This is a genomic window from Streptomyces sp. NPDC007907 (genome assembly GCF_042959365.1).
Classification (GTDB): domain Bacteria; phylum Actinomycetota; class Actinomycetes; order Streptomycetales; family Streptomycetaceae; genus Streptomyces; species Streptomyces indiaensis.
Map to the genome: position 1 here is coordinate 299,978 of NZ_JBIBKR010000005.1, position 17,482 is coordinate 317,459.

The window sequence follows — 17,482 nt, forward strand, 5'->3', positions numbered from 1 at the left end:
AATTGCAGGTCGTGCACAGCTTGCCGGAATCGCCGATTTTGCTGACTTTTTATGCTTCGAGCGTTGCGGATATTGCATGATCGATGTCAGCTCGCGTTTTCCCCGACCACGTCGTCGGCGTTCCCGTCGAGCAAACCCGAGTTGGCGATGAAGACGCCCAACTGGCAGCGGCTGCGCGCTCCGAACATTTCGTAGATCTTGGAGATATGGCTGCGACAGGTCCGCACGCTCAACCCCATACGGCGGGCGATGGTTTCGTCCGTCTCACCGTCGGCGAGCAGCTTGATGATGGACAGGCGGACACCCGAGAGCAGGACCTGCACATCGGGGGCGCGGTTCTGGGCGGGGAAGGGAGTTCCGAGGAGCCAGGCGCGCTCGAAGATGCCGACCAGGAATTCCACTATGGCCGGCTGATAGATGGCGAGGGCGACCTCGCGATCGCTGCGGGCCGGGATGAAAGCGACCTTGCGGTCGAAGATGATGAGGCGCTCGGCGAATTCCTCGAGGCTGCGGACCTGTCCGCCGTGCTTGGTCACCTGGTTGACATAGCGCCTGGTGGCCGGGCTGAAACGGGCGGAATGCTGGTAGACCGTGCGCATCCGGATGCCGCGGTCCAGCATGTCCTTGGTGGCCGACCAGGCCGATTCCAGACTCTCCGCGCTGCGGCCTCCGCCCGGCTGGGCGGTGAGGACCTCCTCCTGGCACCGTGCGGCGGCCCGCTCCAGCTCGGCGTTGATGGCGTCGTGGCCGACCAGGGTGACGAACTCCAGGTTCCGGTCGGAGCCGGCGACCGCCTCGGTGTAGGCGACCTGATACTTGCCGAGGTCGGCACGGAGCCGGAACGCCTCGCGCTCCAGGGTCTCGATCTGCCGGTCCAGCGGTGCGAGGAGTCTCGACGCCGCATGGCGTGGAGTGGAGACACTGAAGGTCTCTCCGTCCTGGTGGACCGGAACCAGCAGGTTGTAGCGGCACAGCTTCTCGACGGCGGCGGCTGTGCGTTCCCTGTTCCAGCCGAGCGTTTCGCTCAAACCGCCCAGTCGTACCTGCCTCTGACGGACCGCGAGGGAATACACGCGCTCCGGATCCGCCTCGTCTTCTGACGTGGCATCAGCAATTGCTATTTGTTTGAGTGGTGAATTACTCACACTGTCCCCCTCCGCGCTGACACGCGCAAGCAGACCAGCCATCGTGGCCCTCGATGGACTGGCCCCTGTCTCCACACGAGGATTTGCGGACGACGGACCTGGCCACATCACAGGATCCCTGCTGCGCCCCCCGGAATTGCCGTCGCCGCACCCGCCGCACTCAGTCACTGCCGAATTAGGCAAGCGGAGAGAAGCGTATGGCCCCTACAGGCACTCGGCAGTACGGTTTTGAGACACAGTTCAAGCCAGGACGATTGAATTTGGCCCTATCGCGCGGGAGTTGCGGACACCGCCCGGCGGGTCAGGCGCGGGTGGCGGAATCCGTCCAGGCGATGAGGTCCTCGACTTCCATCACACAGTCCCCGCAGCCGGATCCGGCGCCCGTCTCGTCACGCACCGCCGCCGGATCCCGATGGCCCGCCCGGATCGCCGCCATGATCTCGCTCTCGGGCACCCGCGCGCACAGGCAGATCAGCGGATCGTCACGGTCGGACACCGTCGCCCAGTCCTTCCGCCCAGCGGACGAGTTCGGCGTCGGCGAGCGAGGAGGCCAGCCAGTCGTGGTCCAGCGCGGCGCCCGGCAGGGAGGGCACGGTGACGACGTAGAGGCCCGCCGCCCGGGCCGACGCGATGCCGGTGGCGGAGTCCTCGAAAGCGACCGAGCGGCCCGGAACGGCGCCCAGTGCCTCGCACGCCACCAGATAGAGATCGGGCGCCGGCTTGGCCGTGGTCACCTCGTCGGCCGCGAAGGACACCGGGAAGTAATCGGCGAGGCCGGAGGAGGTGAGCGCGGTGTCGAGCAGTTCTCGCGGGGAGTTGCTGGCGACCGCCACCGGGAGGGCCGCGGCGCACCGCTTGACGAGTTCGGCGGCGCCTGGCAGCGCGTCGGCCCCCTGTGCCAGCTCCTCGCGTACCAGGCCGAGCAGTTCGGCGGCGAGCTCGCGGCCGGCTCCGGGGCGGCCGAAGTACTCGGCCATCGCCTCGCCCGCGCCCTGCAGCGTACGACCGATGACCAGGGCCTTCTGCTCCGGTCCGAAGTCGTGGCCGTGGGCGGCGAAGATCTTGGTCTCGGCCCTGGTCCAGCAGACCTCGGTGTCGACCAGGAGTCCGTCGCAGTCGAAGACGACGGCCTGCGGGGCGGGGGGAAGGGCGCTCACTCTTCGTTCCTCCAGTCGGCGGCCGCGACGGTGGCGAGCAGCGGCGCGACACCCGGTTCGTTGCAGTCGATCCATTCTGTCAGCACCGACAGGACGTCCCAGCGGGCGGCGCCCGGGGGTAACTCCGTGTCGCTCAGGGCCGTCAGCCAGTGCCGGACCGCGTCGCGCGAACGGTGTTCGCGGGCGAGCGCGCCCCACCGGTCGGTGCGCCCGGCGAGCCGGCCGAGGCTCGCCTCCGCCGCCAGGTCGTGCAGCGGGACGTCCTGCTCCAGCTCGGCGACCAGGCTCCGGGCCGGGCACGGCTGTCCCTCGGCGGGCAGGCTCTGAGTGAGCGCCGCGCGCAGCCAGGCGGTGCCCGTGCGGTAGGTGAACAGCCGCAACTCCCGGACCAGGTCGGCCGGTTCGTCAGGGGTGTGGACGAAGTTGAACAGCCCGTTGACCCGGCCGAAGCGGGTGCGCAGGTCACGGCCGTGCGCGGAGGCGGGATCGGCCGCTCCCTTGGCGGCGGTCAGCCGTACGCTCGCGGGAAGGCCGGATCCCGCTCTGCGGGTGTCACGCAGCAGGACGAGCGCGGACGGACCGGAGCCCAGCAGGTGGTCGACCACCGCGATGCGCTGCCGTGAGGCGGCGTTGAACTGATAGCGCCAGATCTCCCTGGTCAGCACCGGGTCGAAGGCGAACGGCCGGGCCGCGAAGGGCTTCCAGCCCTCCTCCTCCAGGATGTCCAGCACCCGCGGGCCGCGCCGGCCGGCCAGGGCGTCCGGCTTGAGGACCACGAAGGTGTTCGCGTGCAGCCATGCCCGCTCGCTGGGGGAGCCGAACAGTTCCAGCCCCTCCCGCGCGTAGGTGTCCAGGCGGTACAGGTCCCGCTTGCGCGGGTCCACGGTCAGGGAGTCGAACGCCCGCGGCAGGACGGCCGAGCGGGTCGTGCCCGGCACGTGGAGGTCCGCCGGGGCCGGGGCGGCGGTGGTCGTCGTGGTCACCTGTCCTCTTTCCCGGCGGTGGCGGCACCGCCGCCGATGAGCTTCAGCACGGTCCGGCAGGCGGGGCGCTGCGGGTTCACCAGATGCATGTGGCGTGCGCCGGGCACGGACACCGTTGTCAGCCGTGGTCCGTCCTGCGGCCAGTGGTCCAGCTGGTGGCGGGTGAGTTCCGCCGGCACGGCCTGGTCCTCCAGTGCGCTCACCACCGTGACGGAGGCCGCGTCGGCCGGCGCGAGCACGGGCGTCGCCTCCCGGTGGGTCCCGCCGGTGGCGAGGTGTGCGGCCAGGAAGACGTCGACGGCTCCCTCACCGACCCCGAGGCGGGCCGCTTCGGCGAGGTCGGTCACCGGGGCGAGCAGCACGACGCGGGCCCCGCGGGCCTGCCCCTGGAGGGCGGCGAGCAGCAGATGGGCGCCCGCGGAGTGGCCCACGAGCACGGCGCCGTCCCAGGTGCCGTCCTTCTGCCCGAGCAGGTGCAGGGCGGCCCGGCAGTCCTCGGCGGCACCCGGCCAGGCCCCGCCGTCCCAGCTCGGCCGGTACTCCAGCACGGCGACCCGGTGGCCGAGTTCGGCCAGGGCGAACGCCAGCGGTTCCAGATCCTGCGCCGTACGGTCGTGCCGCCAGAAACCGCCGTGCACCAGCACCACCGGCGCGGCCTGGGGGATCTCGGCGACGGGCGCGTCACCGTCCTCCGGTTCCGCCGGCCCGTACAGGTCGATGCGCTGCCACCCGGACGTCCCGTACCGGAGGTGGCCGAAAGCCGTGCTCACAGGAGGCCGAACGCTTCGAGTCGCGACAGCCAGTGGTGCATGCGCTCGTCGGACATGCGCACCTCGGCCCGGCGCTCGGCGGACTCCTCGGCGGCGCCCAGGCGGTACCAGACGGTCCCGTCGTCGCGGCGGATCATGAAGGCGCGCTGCTTGCGGGCGGGGCTCTGGATCATCAGCGAGATCGTCTCGGGCTCGGTGATGGTGGTGTGCAGCTGCTCGTGGTCGAGGGTGATGCACCGGCCCGCCGGCTCCTCGCGCACGAAGTACGGCCAGAAGCGGGAGACGTCGGCGCTCTCGTCGAGCGGCTGGTCGGTCGCGTACAGGGTGTGCTGGTACGCGCCGTGCAGGATGTAGGCGGTGAAGCTGTAGCGGTGGTTGTGGACCCGCTCGTACTGGTCGGTGTTGGCGAGCCGGAGCCGGATGCGCAGGCCCTTGTCCTGGTCGTCCCAGATCACGATCTTGTCGTCGAGCGCGTGGCACTCGAACTTCTCGCGCAGTTCCGGGGTGCGCAACGCGCGGCCCACGAGGGTGCGCAGCAGCGCCCGGTCGTCGCCGAGCCGGCGGGCGATCGCCTCGGTGATCTCCGCCGCCGCCTCCAGGTCGTCCCAGCGCACCTTGGGAAGCGAGGCCATGAGCGCCTCGGCCTTGGCGATGTCCTGCTCGGAGGGCGCGGTCAGCAGGATCGACGGGGTGGGATCCAGCAGGTCGTCGCCGGGGCGGGTCACCATCACAGCACCTCCATGGCCCGCAGACGGCCGGTGAGTTCGTCGAAGTAGTCCTTGCTGATGCGCTTGCTGCCGCGGCGCTCGGCCTTTTCCTTGTCCTCGCCCAAGCGCCACCAGACACGGCCCGTCTCGCGCTCGGTGATGATCGAGCGCTCCTTCTCCGCGGGGCCGCGCAGGAAGAGCGAGACGGTGTCGGGGGTGGTATACGTGGTGTGGATCTCGCTGTGGTGGAGCGTGTAGCAGTTGCCCGCCTGCTCGTGGGTGACGAACCGGGGCACCACGCGCAGGTCGGTCGGCACGGCGTCGAAGTCGTCCTGGGCGCTCTGCGGAATGTCCTCCTCCGAGAGGCGCCCGGTGAGTTCGTGCCGCACGTGCTTGTACTGGCCGCGCATGATCAGCGAGGTGAAGGTGAACCGGTGGTCGTGCGGCCGGTCCCGGTGGTCCTCGGTCGAGACGTGCACGCGGATCCGGAAGCCGCGGTCCAGGGCGTCGTAGATGACGAGCTTGTCGAGCAGCCGGTGGTGCTCGCACTTGTCGAAGAGGTCCTCCTCCTCGCGCGCCCGCTCCAGCAGCTGCGTCAGAGCCGCCTTGTCCTCGGAGAGCGCGGTGAGGATCTCCTTGGTCTGCGCGCGGGCCTTGGGGAGATCGGACCAGTCGACGACCAGCCGGTCGAGTGCGTCAAGCATGTGGGGCTCCTTCTTCGGATTACGCGACGGGGAGACGGGCTTCCGACCGGACGGGCAGTCCGAACACCCGGTGCGCGGTGCCGGCGGCGAGGGTGCGGACGTCCTCGGGGGACAGGCCCTGCGACTGCGCGTTGGCCATCTGACGGGCCAGCGGTACGGAACCGGCCGCGACGATGCCGTCCTGCTGGTACCAGAGCGCGTTGTCCACGCGGTGGTGCAGGTCCTGGCCGCCGAGCCGTGCGGAGTCGCAACGGTCGGTCATCATCATCGAGTTCTCCACGCCCATCAGCTGGACGGCGCGGGTGGCGATGGCCAGGTCGACGTGCTCCCCGTCGAAGTTGATGCAGGCGCCGATCCGGCCGGCCGCCGCCTGGCGCATGATGGCCGCCGGGACCGGTCCGACGATCCGCGCCATCTGGTCGAGGGTCCAGCCGGGCAGGTCGTAGGAGGCGATGACGGCGTCCCGCTCGGCGCGCGCCCGGGCGCTGCGGAAGGCGTGCCGGATCAGCAGCGGCATGTCGTTGAACAGGTGGTCGGTGACGACGCGGACGCCGTTGCCGTTCCACTCGCTCTGCCAGGCCATCTCGACGATCTCGTCGACCTGTTCCGCGCTGCGCTGCGGGTCGGCACGGGTGAAGTGGCCGAGCGCGGGGCGGATTCCGTGGGCCATCAGGAGCGGGATGAGCCAGTCGAAGCCCGTGTCGCGGGCGGTGGGCTCGGCGTGGAGTTCGGAGGCGGGCGAGAACGCGTCCGGCGACAGGACGGTGTACGTCAGTCCGTACGGTCCGAGGGCCGCGAGGCGCTCCCACTCGTGCCTGCTGGGGGCCCAGACGGTCGACGCGGGAGTACCGCCGTGGCTGGCCAGCAGCGGCCCCTCCAGGGCGATGCCGGCGACGTGCGGCAGCAGACCCTCGCCCCGCATGCGGTGGTACTCGTGCACGAAGGCCTCGAACTCGGCGAGCTGCTCCCGGTGGAGGTACATCGTGGGCAGGCTCAGGACGCCCTCGCTCGCGCACCAGGCGTCGAGGCGCGCGAGGTCGACCTTGGTGAAGTCCGAGAAGTCGACGTCACCGAACCCATGGCAATGAACTTCCACGGGCGGCAGCCCACTCCATGGATTCGCCATAGGCGACCTAGACCCGCTCGCTGCAGTGGATTCCACGAGACAACTCCCAATCCAATAAGTTGGCCTTAGTGATTGTCGTTCACCGTACTCCGCTGCTACCAGCCCGTATCGAGCTCAGCATCATGCATTGCAGGATGGTGAAGGTGCACTGATCGGCTCCGGCGGCTTAGTGTCGTTCCAGCGAAGCCGACGGGCTCCGGTCACCGGAACCTGATGGCTCGCCTATTCCCCAGGAAAAGGAGGTGATTCCACATGAAGAAGTACACCAAGCCGGCCACCAAGAAGGTTGCCTTCGGGACCGTTCTGATCACGGTCGTGTGATGTGCGCGCCGGGGCGCCGAGGTTCTCTGGACCACGGCGCCCCGGCGCAAATCCTTTTTCTGGGTACTCCGAGATCGAGTGAGGTGAATATGTGCGGCCTTGCAGGTCTGGCCCGCACCGATGGGCAGGTGCTCTCGCCGGACACTGACGGCCTTCTGCGTCGCATGGCGCGGGCCGTGGCCCATCGAGGCCCCGACGATCAGGAGTTGTTGCTTACCGGGCCGGTCGGCCTGGCCTTCACGCGACTGTCCCTCGTGGATCCCATGAACGGCGGCCAGCCGATCCACAGCCCCGACGGCGACGTGATCCTCATCGCCAACGGCGAGGTCTACAACCACCGCGAACTGGCCGCGACCCTGCCTTCCGGCGTCCGCCTTCGCACCTCCGGCGACTGCGAAGTGCTGGTCCATCTCTACCAGCAAAAGGGCCTGCGGTTCCTGGACGACGTCCGGGGCATGTTTGCGATCGTCCTCTACGACCGCAAGAGAAACCGTCTCCTTTTCGCCCGCGACCGGTTCGGTATCAAGCCGCTGTTCCATCACCGGAACAAAGAGCGCGTCGTCTTCGGATCCGAGATAAAAACGCTCTTCGAAGACCCGGCCTGCCCGCGCGAACTCGACTGGGACAGTGCCCTTTCCGACCAGGCGCTCACCGGAGCGCCGGATTTCGTCGAAGGCGCACCCAATACCTGGTTCCGCGGTGTCGAACTGGTGCCGGCCGCGACCATCGTCACGATCGACCTGCGTGACGGAAGCACCGAGAATCACCGCTATTGGTCCTTCCCGCGCCCGGCGGATCTGCGGGACGAGCTGTCCCCCGCCGAATTCACCGAGCGGTACGCGCAGGCGCTCGCCGACTCGGTGCGCGAGTGCGAGACCTCGGACACCGAGGTGGGCCTCTTCCTCAGCGGTGGCGTCGACTCCGCGTCGATCGCCGCCCTCAGCACCATCCGCCCCCGCACCTTCACCGCCCTCAACGGCAGCACCCTCGCCAACGAGGACGCCATGTACGGGCATCGCGTCGCCCGGCACTACGGGCTCGACAACCACCAGGTCCTCTTCGACATCTCCCGCGTGCCGGCCGCGCAGGAGTGGAAGAACCTGCTGTGGCTGCTGGAGAGCCCCCAGTGCGGCCCCGAGGTCTTCTACAAGCGGGAGCTGTACCGCTTCGTCAAGGCCCGCTTCCCGGAGATCAAGGGCATGCTGCTGGGCGGCGGCAGCGACGAGTTCAACGGCGGCTACACGGCCAGCTTCGGCGACGACTGGGAGCAGTTCGCCTCCGGCATCGACGGCATGGCGCTGCGCGACGACCGCCACCGCCACCGCGGACTCGCGGCCTGGTGGGAGCAGTCCCCGCAGCCGCTGGTGCGGGCCGAGGTGCTGCGCCGCGGGACGCCCGCCGAGGACCCCTACGAGCGCTACCTGCGCTGGAAGTACCGCGACGTCCAGCAGTACAACTGCTGGCACGAGGACCGGACGGCCGCCGGCAGCGGCATCGAGGCCCGGGTCCCCTTCCTGGACCACCGCCTCGTGGAACTCTCCGCCTGTGTCCCACCGTCGCTGCGCTCCCGGCTCACCTGGGACAAGCGCCTGCTGCGCGACGGCCTCGAGGGGGTGCTCCCGGCCGAGTTCGCCGAGCGGACCAAGGTCGGGTTCTTCTACGGCGACGGCATCCGCCACACCTACCGCGCCTTCGCGGGCATGCTCGCGGCGGACGGCGACGCCCTGCTCGAAGAGGCCCTGTCCGGCCCGCGGGCCAAGGAGTACCTGGACGCGGACAACGCGCGTGCCACCCTGCGCGCCCTCCAGGAGGACCCGTCCTCCGGGCACGTGGAGTTCCTGCTGCGCGCGGTCAACCTCGGACTGCTGGACGTGATGCTGCAGCAGCCGCCCACGCCGCCCGTGGAGGCCACACCCGCTCCCGTCCCGGTCGAACTGATCGTCGGGGACTGGGACGCCGAACGCGACGGCATCGAGGCCCGGGTGCTGCGGCGGCCCGACCTGCACGACGCGCTCGTGCCCGCGCTGGACGACTCGGTCCTGCTGCTCACCGACCAGAAGGAACCGCTGCTGCGCTACCTGGTCACCGACGGCGAGATCCAGTTCGTCATCGACGGCGAGGAGATGCCGCAGTGGCAGCGGCTGCTCGACGGCATCGACGGACAGCGCACCCTGGGCGAGCTCCTGGCGGCCGCGGAGTGCGAACTCTCCGACGTCGAGGAACTGCTGTACCAGTCGGCCGAGTTCGGCCTGCTCACCCTCTCCGGCCCGGCGACGGGCGAATAGCCGGGCCACCGGCCTGCCACCGCGTGTGCGGTGGCAGGCCACCAGCCATGTCCAGCCCCCTGACGACCGCGCCCCGGAAGGCCAACGCCCGCATGAGTCTCGACTTCACCCGCTGCCTGGACGAACTGGCCGGGCGTGATCTGCTGCCCGACGGCCACGACTCCGCGTTCGTCGTCGGCTCCCTCGCCCGCGGCTGGGGCAACGACCTGAGCGACCTCGACATCTACGTGGTGGGCGAGAAGCCGTGGACCGGCAGCTCCTCCGGCACGATCCGCGTCCCGCTGAGCCACCCCGAGGTGCCCACGGAGCACTTCTACACCGAGGAACGGCGCTGGGAGGTCAAGTACTGGACGTCCGGCCAGGTGGAGGAGATCCTCGCCAAGGTGTCCTGGGCGGTGTTCGACCAGGGCCGGACCATCGGCCAGATGCTCACCCGGGACGAGGAGCAGCTGCTGGAGCGGCTGCTGGTCTGCCGCCCGCTGGACGGCGAGGAGTGGGTGCGCCGGCAGCAGCGGCTGATCGAGGAGTCGGCGTTCGGGGCGGCCGTGGTGACGCACTGCCTGACCAACGCCGACGACTTCGTCGAGGACGCCCTCGGGCAGCTGGCCACGGGCGACGAGGCGAGCGCCGTGCTGTCGGTGCGCCAGGCCTTCGGACACGCGGTGGACGCCCTGGTCGCCGCGCACGGCGAGTGCGGCCGGCTGGTGAAGTGGCGGGCCCGGCGCGTGAAGGCGGCCGCTCCGCAGGCGCTGTCGTACGAGCGTTACTGGGCGGTCGAGACGATGCGCGACTTCGATCCGGACGACCCGGCCACCTGGGTCCGTGACGTGATGTACCTGTGCAAGCTCCTTTCCATGAGGGTGGAGATCTGAATGTCCCTGACCACCTCGGCAGCCGACGTCGTGCCCCGGCTCGGACTGGCGGCACGTTTCCGCAGGTTCCGTGACAAGACGCTCATCGCCGTCGGACCGAACGCCATGGAGCTGTCCGACTCCGCGGCCTTCATCCTGGCCTGCGTGGACGGGCAGCGCTCGGTGGCCGCCATCGGGGCCCTGCTCGCCGAGGAGTACGGCATCGACGTCGACGAGGCGGTCGCGGACGCCGCGGACCTGATCGGCCAGCTCGCCGACGTCGAGGTCCTGGACCTGCCGAACGCCTGACCCTCCACCACCTTCACCAACGATTGGGAACCATGCGATGTGCGGGATTGTCGGGCTCTTCGTGGGGTGCTCCGCCCTGGCCTACTGCCCCCGCAAGGCACTCGCCCCGGCCGGTGCGGCGCCGGCCGCCGGCGCCGCACCGGTCGCAGGTGCCGAACCCGTCGGTGGTGCCGGGCAGCTCACCGGTGCCGGCGCAGGGGTGGACGGGGAGCAGGTCGACGTCTCGTACAGCTCCCCCTTCGGCCGCTGGGCGGAGCGGGCGACCGTCCGCCGGTCGCCCCGGCGGGAGCTGAGCGCGCCGTCCTCCGACGCCTCCCGCTACTTCTCCCCCGAACTGGTGCCCGTCGCGCGCCACCCGCTCATCGCCGAGCTGCGGCCCGAGCTGTTCGACACGGTGCTCGTCCAGCACCTCTACCGTTACCTGGACTTCACCGCCAAGCTGGAGACGCTGGTGGTCAACCGCACCGCGCTCGGCATCGCGCAGGGCAGCGTCGGCGTCGGACTCCCCGAGGAGATGCGCTTCGACGCCTACAAGATCTACTGCGACGAGGCCTACCACGCCCTGTTCTCGGTGGACTTGATGCGCCAGGTCCGCGACACCACCGGCATCGTCCCGGTGCTGCCCGAGCAGCCCTACTTCCTGCGGCGGCTGGAGGAGATCCAGCAGGAACTGCCGCAGCACACCCGGGCCCTGGCCGAACTGCTCTTCGTGACCGTCTCGGAGACGCTGATCTCGGCCAGCCTCGCCGAACTGCCGGTGGACAGCGAGATCGTTCCGGCCGTGCGGGAGACGATCCGCGACCACGCCGCGGACGAGGGACGCCACCACGTGTACTTCGCCGCCTTCCTGCGCTACCTGTGGGCCGCCCTGGACCCCGCGGCCCGGCGCGAGGCGGCCCTGCTGGTGCCCCGGCTCATCGCGGCCTTCCTGCAACCCGACACCGACGCCGTGCGCGCCGAGCTGCTGGGCTACGGGCTCACGCGCGACGACGCCGAACAGGTCCTCGCGGAGGTGTACGACGAGAAGACCGTCGCCGCGCACACCCGGGCGACGGCCAAGCGGACGATCTCCTACTTCGTGGCGCTGGACGTGCTGGACGACCCGATGGTGGAGCACGAGTTCCGCGCGCACGGCCTGCTCTGAGCCCCGTACGGCCGGACGAGGGCCCGTGGTTCAGGCGCCCGGCCGCCCGGTGCCTCTCGCCGCCGCACGCGGGACGGGGCCGGTGGTTCAGGCGTCCAGGTCGCCGGTCATCAGCCGGACGCCCAGCGTGCCCTCCAGCCGGCCCAGCAGCTCCTCGGCCCTGCCCACCGCGGCCCGGCGGTTCTCGGCGCGCAGGATGAAGCGGGCGACGGCCTGGCCGGGGGCGACGCTCTCGCCCGGGCCGGTCCGGTAGGCGTCGAACCCGATGACCTCCAGGATGTCGTCCTGCCCGTCGAGCGGCGTGAGGCAGGCCGTGCCGGACAGCCGTCCGCCGTCCCGGGGGACGACCGCGAACACGGCGGTGCAGCCGGTGATCTCGCCGGGGACGTCGACCGGTTCCCCGGTCATGAGCTGGAGCCAGGACGCGTAGATGTCCTGCCCGGTGGCGTGCCGGTAGGCGTGCGGCAGGCCGCCTCCCATGATCCGCGGGTTGAACTCGACCAGCACCGGCCCGCGTTCGGTCAGCATCACCTCCAGGTGGAAGATCCCCTGGTCGGCTCCGATGGCAAGGCAGACCTCCTCGGCGTAGGCGACGCAGTCGGCGCTCTCCCGCGGTGAGAGTCCCGCGGGGACGCACGAGCCCAGTTCGACCACCTCGTTCTCCGGTGCGCGGAAGCGGCCGGTGACGCAGAACGGGAAGAACTCGCCCCGCCGGGCGCCGATCTCCACCGAGACCAGCCTGCCCGTCAGCTTCTCCTCCACCAGGACGCCCCGCGCGAACTGGGCCCGCCAGTGCGCCGGAACCCCGTCGGTGCCGGTCAGCACGTTCCGGCAGGCGGCCGCCGCCTGCCGCGGGTCGTCCGCCACGTGCGAGAGCAGGCTGGCGCTGCCGGACGTCGGCTTGATCACGACCGGGTAGCCGATGCGCCCGGCGGCCTCCAGCGCCTCGTCCACGTCGAGCGCGAGCGCCCAGCGGGCGGACGCCGCCCCCGCGGCCTCGAGCGCCGCCCGGCACCGGTCCTTGCGCCGGGCGGTGAACACCGCGTCGGGCGCCGTGCCGCGCAGTCCGAGGCTCCGGCAGGCGGCGGCCACCGCTTCGGCGGCCAGCTCCTGGAACGTCACCGCCACGTCGATCGGCGCCTCGGCGTGGCATTTCTCCAGCGCTTCGAGCACGGCGACGGGGTCTGTCGTGTCGATCCCGTCGATCAGCCGGTCCACCGACCGCACGGCCTTCAGCGTCTCGCCGGTGAGCGCGTACTGGGTCAGCGCCGGCTGCAGGAACGTCACCCGGTGGCCCGCCTCCTTGGCGAGCCGTACGGCCTGCACCGCGGGGGGATTGACGTCGACGATGGCGAGGTGCACGAACGGTGTCCCTACGGTCGGTCCCGGGTCGGGGCGGGAGGGGGCGGGTGGCGGGGCGGACGGGGAGCGGGGCGGGCGGGGCTCAGCGGTAGTGGACCTCGCCGGCGCGCACCCGGTACGGGTCGCGGTGGAAGACCTCGAAGGACACCGCCGGCCGGCCGCCGAACCGCGCTCCGGCGGCGGCGAGGTTGCGGCCCAGGAAGCCCCGGACGTAGGCCTCCGGCTCCTCGTCGGTCAGCGCTTGGAGGTAGGTGGCGTGCTCCAGCACCGCCCGGACGCCGCGCTCCACCGCCCAGGTGACGTCCACGGCGTGCGTGGGGTACGGGGATCCGGCCACCGCCTGCCAGCGCACCCCCTCCCAGGGCTCCAGGCCCTCCTCGGGGAACAGGTACCGGTTGGCGGCGTCGGCCGCCGCGTCGAGGGCGGCCCGGCCGACGTTGCGGTGGTCCGGGGTGTTCCACGAGACACCGCGCCAGTGGTCGTGGTGGTTGAGGGTGAAGACCAGCTCCGGGCGGTGCCGGCGCACCGCGAGCGTGAGGTCCCGGCGCAGGGCGGTGCCGTACTCGATCAGCCCGTCGGGGTGGTCGAGGAACTCCACCTGCCGCACGCCGGCGACCGCGGCGCTCGCGCGCTGCTCCCGCTCCCTGATCGGCGCCGCCTTCTCGGGGTCCAGGCCGTCGATCCCGCACTCGCCCCGGCTCGCCATCAGGTAGACGACCTCCTTGCCCTCGTCGACCCAGGTCGCGACGGCGGCGGCGGCCGAGTACTCGACGTCGTCGGGGTGCGCGACGATGGCCAGGGCCCGCGTCCAGTCGGTGGGAAACTCCTGGAGCTGTTCAGTCATGGGTCAGTTCCTCGTCGGTGGGTCGGGGGTCCGCAAGGCGGTCGCAGCCTTGGGGTGCGGGGTGGAAGAGCAGGGCGGGCAGCAGGGCGCCCGCGGCCAGGGCCAGTGCGCCCCCGGACAGGAACACCGCGGCGGTGCCGAACCGCTGTGCGACGAGACCGCCGAGCAGGGCTCCGACGGGCGAGACGCCGAGGATGATCCACCGGTAGACGGAGTTGACCCGTGCGAACAGCGCGGTCGGGATGCTCGACTGCCGGTGGGACATGCTCATCACGTTCAGCTGGACCATCAGCCCTCCGACGACGGCCAGCGCGGCGAACGCGGCCGGCGGGGTGGGCAGGGCGATCGCGGCCAGGCACAGCCCGACGGCGGGGGCGCAGAAGCCGAGGACCGCCCGTCCGCCGAAGCGTTTCAGCAGCCGCGCGGCCACCAGGCCCGCCAGCACCCCGCCCACGGCGGGGGCGGCGGCGATGACGCCCATGGCCGAACTCGGCAGTCCGAGCCGCCCCGGGGAGACCACCCACACGGGCAGCATGGTCATGGTGGCGGCGAACGCGATGTTGCCGGTGGCGGCGACGGCGGCGAGGCCGATCAGGTCATGGCGGCGTCTGAAGTAGGCGGCGCCCTCGCGCAGGTCCCGCCCCATCGACGCGATCCCGCGGCCGGCGGGCCCCGGCTTCCGGGGCGCGGCCGGCAGGGTCTGCGTGATGTGCGTCCCGAACGGGCCCGGCCGGCGGTGCAGCAGGGCGAGGCCGATCAGCCCGCCCGCGTAGAGCACGGCCGCGACGGTGAAGCCCACGCCGTGCATCGAGGCGAGGACACCGCCGAGGGCCGGGCCCGCGAACTGCGCCGCGAGGGTCTGGCCGGACTGCAGATTGGCGTTGGCCCTGGGCAGCAGCTCGGGGGTGACCAGACGCGGCAGGAGCGACTGGGCGGCGAGGTCCACGAAGGTCCCCATCGCCGCGATCAGGAACGCCCCGGCCACCAGCGCCCACACCGGCAGCATCCCCGCCCAGGCGAGCAGGCCGAGCACGGCGACCAGCGGGAAGCGGCACTTCGACGCCCAGTCCATGACGGCCATCGGCGCGCAGCGGTCCACCACCACGCCCGCGGGCAGGATCAGCAGCAGCCACGGTGCCCGCATGGCGACGCCCACGGCGCTGACCACCAGCGCCGAGCCGCTCAGGGAGAGGGCCAGCAGCGGCAGGGTGACCAGGTAGACGCCGTCGGCCAGGTTCGAGCCCAGGACGGACGCCTGGAAGATCCGGAAGGGAGCGCCGAGGCTCCGGTCGGCCGGGGCGGCCGTGGCGGGCTGTTGCGGGAAGGCACGCACGGGCCGTCTCACGCCCCCACCAGGAGCACGCTGTTCATGACCACGCCCGCGCCGGCGGTGAGCACGGGCCCCGCCGAGGGGGTGCCGTGCCGCACCAGCACCCCGGACGCGCGCAGCCCGTACAGGAACGGACCGAGGACGTAGGGGACCTCGGCGTGGGTGACCTCGCCGCTGGGGGTGTGGACGAAGCCGAGGCGGACCCGGTCGGGTTCGACGTGCTCCTGGAGGACGTGGCCGCCCTCGCGCGCGGCCCGCTGCACCTCGGTGCGCCAGGTGTCGTCGGACACTGCCGCCCCGATGACGACGCCGCGGCCTCCGAAGCCGTCCGCGGGCTTGAGGACGAGGCCGGAGCGGCCGGTCAGGGCCTCGCGCGGGGCGGCTCGGCCCGCGGCCGGCTCCAGCCGGACCGTCCTCGGGATGTGCGCGGTGACGAACTCCCGCTCCCGCGAGGGCAGTCGGTCCAGGTCCTCCCAGAGCCAGGCCAGTGTCTTCTTGTTGGTGAGCAGCATGGTGGCCTCCGGCGTGAACATCCGCACGGCGCCCGTGGACACGGCACGGGCCAGCGCCGCGAGGCCGGGACTCGCGCCCTGGCCGTGGCTGACGAACGAGCGGAACACGCCGTCCACCGGGCGGTCACCGGCCCTGAGGCGCCCGTCCGGGCCGGTGGTGAGGTCCTCCAGCGGGTGGCTGAACAGCTCGATGCCGTGACGCCGGGCGCTGCGGAAGACGGGCGCGAGCCACGCGGCGAACCGGGCGGGGTCCTCGGCCAGCCCCGGCAGGTTGCCCACCCGGTAGTGCGGGAGGAGGACGGAGGCGCCCGCGGGCAGCGCGAGGAAGGACCGCAGGGCCCCGGCCCGGGCCTCGACCGCCGACGGTGGTGCGGTGAGCGCGGGCCCGCCGGGCAGCGGTGTACGCCGGTAGTGCCGCAGGAAGCGGTCCGGGACCAGGTCGGCCTGGAGCACGCCGCCCAGGGCGCTGTCGATGTTGAGTTCGACGAACCGGGGCGTGCCGCGCTCCATCAGGATGTCCGGGCGGATCGCGGCCAGCAGGTGCCCGCCGAGCGGGGCGTCGTGGTCGAGCAGGGGGAACGCCTCGGGCCGGGAGCCGAGCGCCGCCAGCAGTTCGCCGGCGGTGCGGGCCCGGCGCAGGGCGGCGTCCAGCACCAGCCGGGCGGCGCGGGCGGACAGGTCCGCCGTCCTGCGGTGGTCGTCGGCGGGCAGCAGCAGGGGACGCACCGGCCGCCACGGACCGTCGGCGCCGTGGACACCGTCGAACAGCGCGGCGGCCGCGCGGGCGTCCTGGGCGTCGCCGGCCGGCCCGGTCGCCAGGGCCACGGGCTCGTCCCCGCCGGCCATGTCCGTCCGGCGGGCCCTTCCCACGCCTCCCATCAGCCGCTCCGGTCGTGGAGCAGCGCACCGAGCCGGTCCAGCCCCTCGCGCAGCACGGACTCCTCGCGCGCGAAGGTGACCCGCAGGCCCTGTTCGCTGTCGAAGACCTCGGCGGGCATGAGCAGGACGCGGCCCCGGTCCAGGACGCGCCGGCCCAGCGCGAGCGATGTCTCGCCGGTGTGCAGCGAGAGCCAGGCGAACGGCGTCCCCTCGGGTTCCATGACGCGCACCGCGCCCTCGTGCCCGGCCGCCCAGGCGCGCAGGACCCGGTATCCGTCCGAGGTCAGCGTCCGGTACCGCTCCAGGTAGTGCTCACGGCGCTCCAGGACCTCGGCGGCCAGCCGCTCGGTGAGCACCGAGTTGGAGATGGTGGTGAGGTGCTTGAGCTCCATCGCGGCACGCACCAGCTCCGGGGGACCGCACATCCAGCCCGTCCGCAGCCCGGGGAAGCCGTAGACCTTGGAGAGGCTGGAGACGGACACCGCCCGCTCGTAGCGGCCGAGCAGCGAGTCGGCGGCGAGGTCGGCCACGTACTCCTCGTCCAGCAGCAGGTGCCCGCCGTGCCGGCGCAGCGCGGCCAGCAGGGGTTCCGTGTCGTCGTCGGCGAGTCGTCGTCCGCTCGGATTGCAGGGCGAGTTGAGCACGACCACCCTGGTGCGCGGTCCGATCAGCCCGGTTGCGGCCGCCACGTCGGGGCGGCCGTCGGCCGTCAGGCCCACGCACGAGACCTCGCACCCGAGCGCCTCGGGCACCGCGCGGGCCTGCTGCCAGCCCGGGGTGAAGACCACGACGTGGTCACCGGGCCGCAGCAGCGCCTGGTAGAGGAGGTACAGGGCCTCCTGGGCCCCGTGGGTGATGCCCACGTGGCCGACGTCCCGGCCGTAGCCGTCCGCGACGAGCGAGCGGAGCCGGTCGCCGCCGGCGTCGGTGCCGTAGTCCAGGACCAGGTCGGCCGGCCACGGCAGGTCGCCGACGGTGGAGCAGTCGACGTGGCTGTCGCCGAGGTCGATGTCGTAACGGCCCCTGGCGTCCTCGAAGACCCAGCGGCGCATC

General features: G+C 71.8%; 17 protein-coding genes. 4 read left to right on the top strand and 13 right to left on the bottom strand.

Annotated elements, in window-relative coordinates:
• Nucleotides 1-86 precede the first annotated feature (86 nt).
• The 8 genes from ACFZDI_RS22075 to ACFZDI_RS22110 all read right to left on the bottom strand — a co-directional run bounded on the left by ACFZDI_RS22075 (nt 87) and on the right by ACFZDI_RS22110 (nt 6,562).
• Complete coding sequence (locus tag ACFZDI_RS22075) at nt 87-1,028, bottom strand: LuxR C-terminal-related transcriptional regulator (protein ID WP_391252613.1); 942 nt, start codon at nt 1,026-1,028, stop codon at nt 87-89.
• Nucleotides 1,029-1,446: 418 nt separating this feature from the next.
• Complete coding sequence (locus tag ACFZDI_RS22080; RefSeq protein ID WP_234848860.1) at nt 1,447-1,641, bottom strand: (2Fe-2S)-binding protein; 195 nt, start codon at nt 1,639-1,641, stop codon at nt 1,447-1,449.
• On the bottom strand, nt 1,628-2,302 hold the full coding sequence (locus tag ACFZDI_RS22085) for an HAD family phosphatase (RefSeq protein WP_234848861.1): 675 nt from the start codon (nt 2,300-2,302) through the stop codon (nt 1,628-1,630). The genes ACFZDI_RS22080 and ACFZDI_RS22085 overlap by 14 nt, the downstream gene beginning before the upstream one ends.
• Entirely contained in the window at nt 2,299-3,285 is a 987-nt protein-coding gene (locus tag ACFZDI_RS22090) for a nucleoside-diphosphate kinase (RefSeq protein WP_391252616.1), read from the bottom strand. Before ACFZDI_RS22090 ends, ACFZDI_RS22085 begins: the two co-directional genes overlap by 4 nt.
• Complete coding sequence (locus tag ACFZDI_RS22095) at nt 3,282-4,055, bottom strand: alpha/beta hydrolase fold domain-containing protein (protein ID WP_234848863.1); 774 nt, start codon at nt 4,053-4,055, stop codon at nt 3,282-3,284. The genes ACFZDI_RS22090 and ACFZDI_RS22095 overlap by 4 nt, the downstream gene beginning before the upstream one ends.
• Entirely contained in the window at nt 4,052-4,783 is a 732-nt protein-coding gene (locus tag ACFZDI_RS22100) for a hypothetical protein (RefSeq protein WP_234848864.1), read from the bottom strand. Before ACFZDI_RS22100 ends, ACFZDI_RS22095 begins: the two co-directional genes overlap by 4 nt.
• Nucleotides 4,783-5,466 (bottom strand): hypothetical protein, encoded by a 684-nt coding sequence (locus ACFZDI_RS22105; RefSeq protein WP_391252619.1) that lies wholly within the window; start codon nt 5,464-5,466, stop codon nt 4,783-4,785. Before ACFZDI_RS22105 ends, ACFZDI_RS22100 begins: the two co-directional genes overlap by 1 nt.
• Nucleotides 5,467-5,485: 19 nt before the next feature.
• The gene (locus tag ACFZDI_RS22110) at nt 5,486-6,562 is read right to left on the bottom strand and encodes a hypothetical protein (RefSeq protein WP_234848866.1); all 1,077 of its coding nucleotides are present in this window, start codon (nt 6,560-6,562) and stop codon (nt 5,486-5,488) included.
• A gap of 440 nt (nt 6,563-7,002) precedes the next feature.
• On the opposite strand from ACFZDI_RS22110, the gene asnB reads away from it, so the two are divergent.
• Genes asnB through ACFZDI_RS22130 form a run of 4 tightly spaced genes read left to right on the top strand, consistent with a single transcriptional unit; the run spans nt 7,003 to nt 11,502 of the window.
• Complete coding sequence (gene asnB / locus ACFZDI_RS22115) at nt 7,003-9,198, top strand: asparagine synthase (glutamine-hydrolyzing) (RefSeq protein ID WP_391252621.1); 2,196 nt, start codon at nt 7,003-7,005, stop codon at nt 9,196-9,198.
• 47 nt (nt 9,199-9,245) lie between these two features.
• Nucleotides 9,246-10,070: a hypothetical protein gene (locus ACFZDI_RS22120; protein WP_391252623.1), complete on the top strand. Its 825-nt coding sequence runs from the start codon at nt 9,246-9,248 to the stop codon at nt 10,068-10,070.
• Nucleotides 10,071-10,358: a PqqD family protein gene (locus ACFZDI_RS22125; RefSeq protein WP_234848869.1), complete on the top strand. Its 288-nt coding sequence runs from the start codon at nt 10,071-10,073 to the stop codon at nt 10,356-10,358. It abuts the gene before it with no gap.
• Nucleotides 10,359-10,395: 37 nt separating this feature from the next.
• On the top strand, nt 10,396-11,502 hold the full coding sequence (locus ACFZDI_RS22130) for a diiron oxygenase (RefSeq protein WP_391252624.1): 1,107 nt from the start codon (nt 10,396-10,398) through the stop codon (nt 11,500-11,502).
• An 87-nt stretch (nt 11,503-11,589) separates the two neighbouring features.
• Here ACFZDI_RS22130 and ACFZDI_RS22135 read toward each other — a convergent pair whose 3' ends face one another.
• The 5 genes from ACFZDI_RS22135 to ACFZDI_RS22155 form a co-directional block, all read right to left on the bottom strand.
• Nucleotides 11,590-12,864, bottom strand: coding sequence for an ATP-grasp domain-containing protein (locus ACFZDI_RS22135; RefSeq protein WP_391252626.1), 1,275 nt, complete (start codon nt 12,862-12,864; stop codon nt 11,590-11,592).
• Between the two features lie 82 nt (nt 12,865-12,946).
• A complete protein-coding gene (locus ACFZDI_RS22140; RefSeq protein ID WP_234849103.1) occupies nt 12,947-13,708 on the bottom strand; it encodes a PIG-L deacetylase family protein in 762 nt (253 codons plus the stop codon).
• On the bottom strand, nt 13,701-15,053 hold the full coding sequence (locus ACFZDI_RS22145) for an MFS transporter (protein WP_391252628.1): 1,353 nt from the start codon (nt 15,051-15,053) through the stop codon (nt 13,701-13,703). The genes ACFZDI_RS22140 and ACFZDI_RS22145 overlap by 8 nt, the downstream gene beginning before the upstream one ends.
• Nucleotides 15,050-16,429, bottom strand: coding sequence for a hypothetical protein (locus ACFZDI_RS22150; protein WP_391252630.1), 1,380 nt, complete (start codon nt 16,427-16,429; stop codon nt 15,050-15,052). Before ACFZDI_RS22150 ends, ACFZDI_RS22145 begins: the two co-directional genes overlap by 4 nt.
• Complete coding sequence (locus ACFZDI_RS22155) at nt 16,429-17,481, bottom strand: aminotransferase class I/II-fold pyridoxal phosphate-dependent enzyme (RefSeq protein ID WP_391252632.1); 1,053 nt, start codon at nt 17,479-17,481, stop codon at nt 16,429-16,431. Before ACFZDI_RS22155 ends, ACFZDI_RS22150 begins: the two co-directional genes overlap by 1 nt.
• Nucleotide 17,482: the final 1 nt, after the last annotated feature.

Bases quoted from the DNA above. Each gene is read 5' to 3' on its own strand.
- ACFZDI_RS22140 (WP_234849103.1), bottom strand. From the start codon at position 13,708: ATGACTGAACAGCTCCAGGAGTTTCCCACCGACTGGACGCGGGCCCTG.
- ACFZDI_RS22120 (WP_391252623.1), top strand. From the start codon at position 9,246: ATGTCCAGCCCCCTGACGACCGCGCCCCGGAAGGCCAACGCCCGCATG.
- ACFZDI_RS22155 (WP_391252632.1), bottom strand. From the start codon at position 17,481: ATGCGCCGCTGGGTCTTCGAGGACGCCAGGGGCCGTTACGACATCGAC.
- ACFZDI_RS22150 (WP_391252630.1), bottom strand. From the start codon at position 16,429: ATGGGAGGCGTGGGAAGGGCCCGCCGGACGGACATGGCCGGCGGGGAC.
- ACFZDI_RS22130 (WP_391252624.1), top strand. From the start codon at position 10,396: ATGTGCGGGATTGTCGGGCTCTTCGTGGGGTGCTCCGCCCTGGCCTAC.
- ACFZDI_RS22100 (WP_234848864.1), bottom strand. From the start codon at position 4,783: ATGGTGACCCGCCCCGGCGACGACCTGCTGGATCCCACCCCGTCGATC.
- asnB (WP_391252621.1), top strand. From the start codon at position 7,003: ATGTGCGGCCTTGCAGGTCTGGCCCGCACCGATGGGCAGGTGCTCTCG.
- ACFZDI_RS22125 (WP_234848869.1), top strand. From the start codon at position 10,071: ATGTCCCTGACCACCTCGGCAGCCGACGTCGTGCCCCGGCTCGGACTG.
- ACFZDI_RS22105 (WP_391252619.1), bottom strand. From the start codon at position 5,466: ATGCTTGACGCACTCGACCGGCTGGTCGTCGACTGGTCCGATCTCCCC.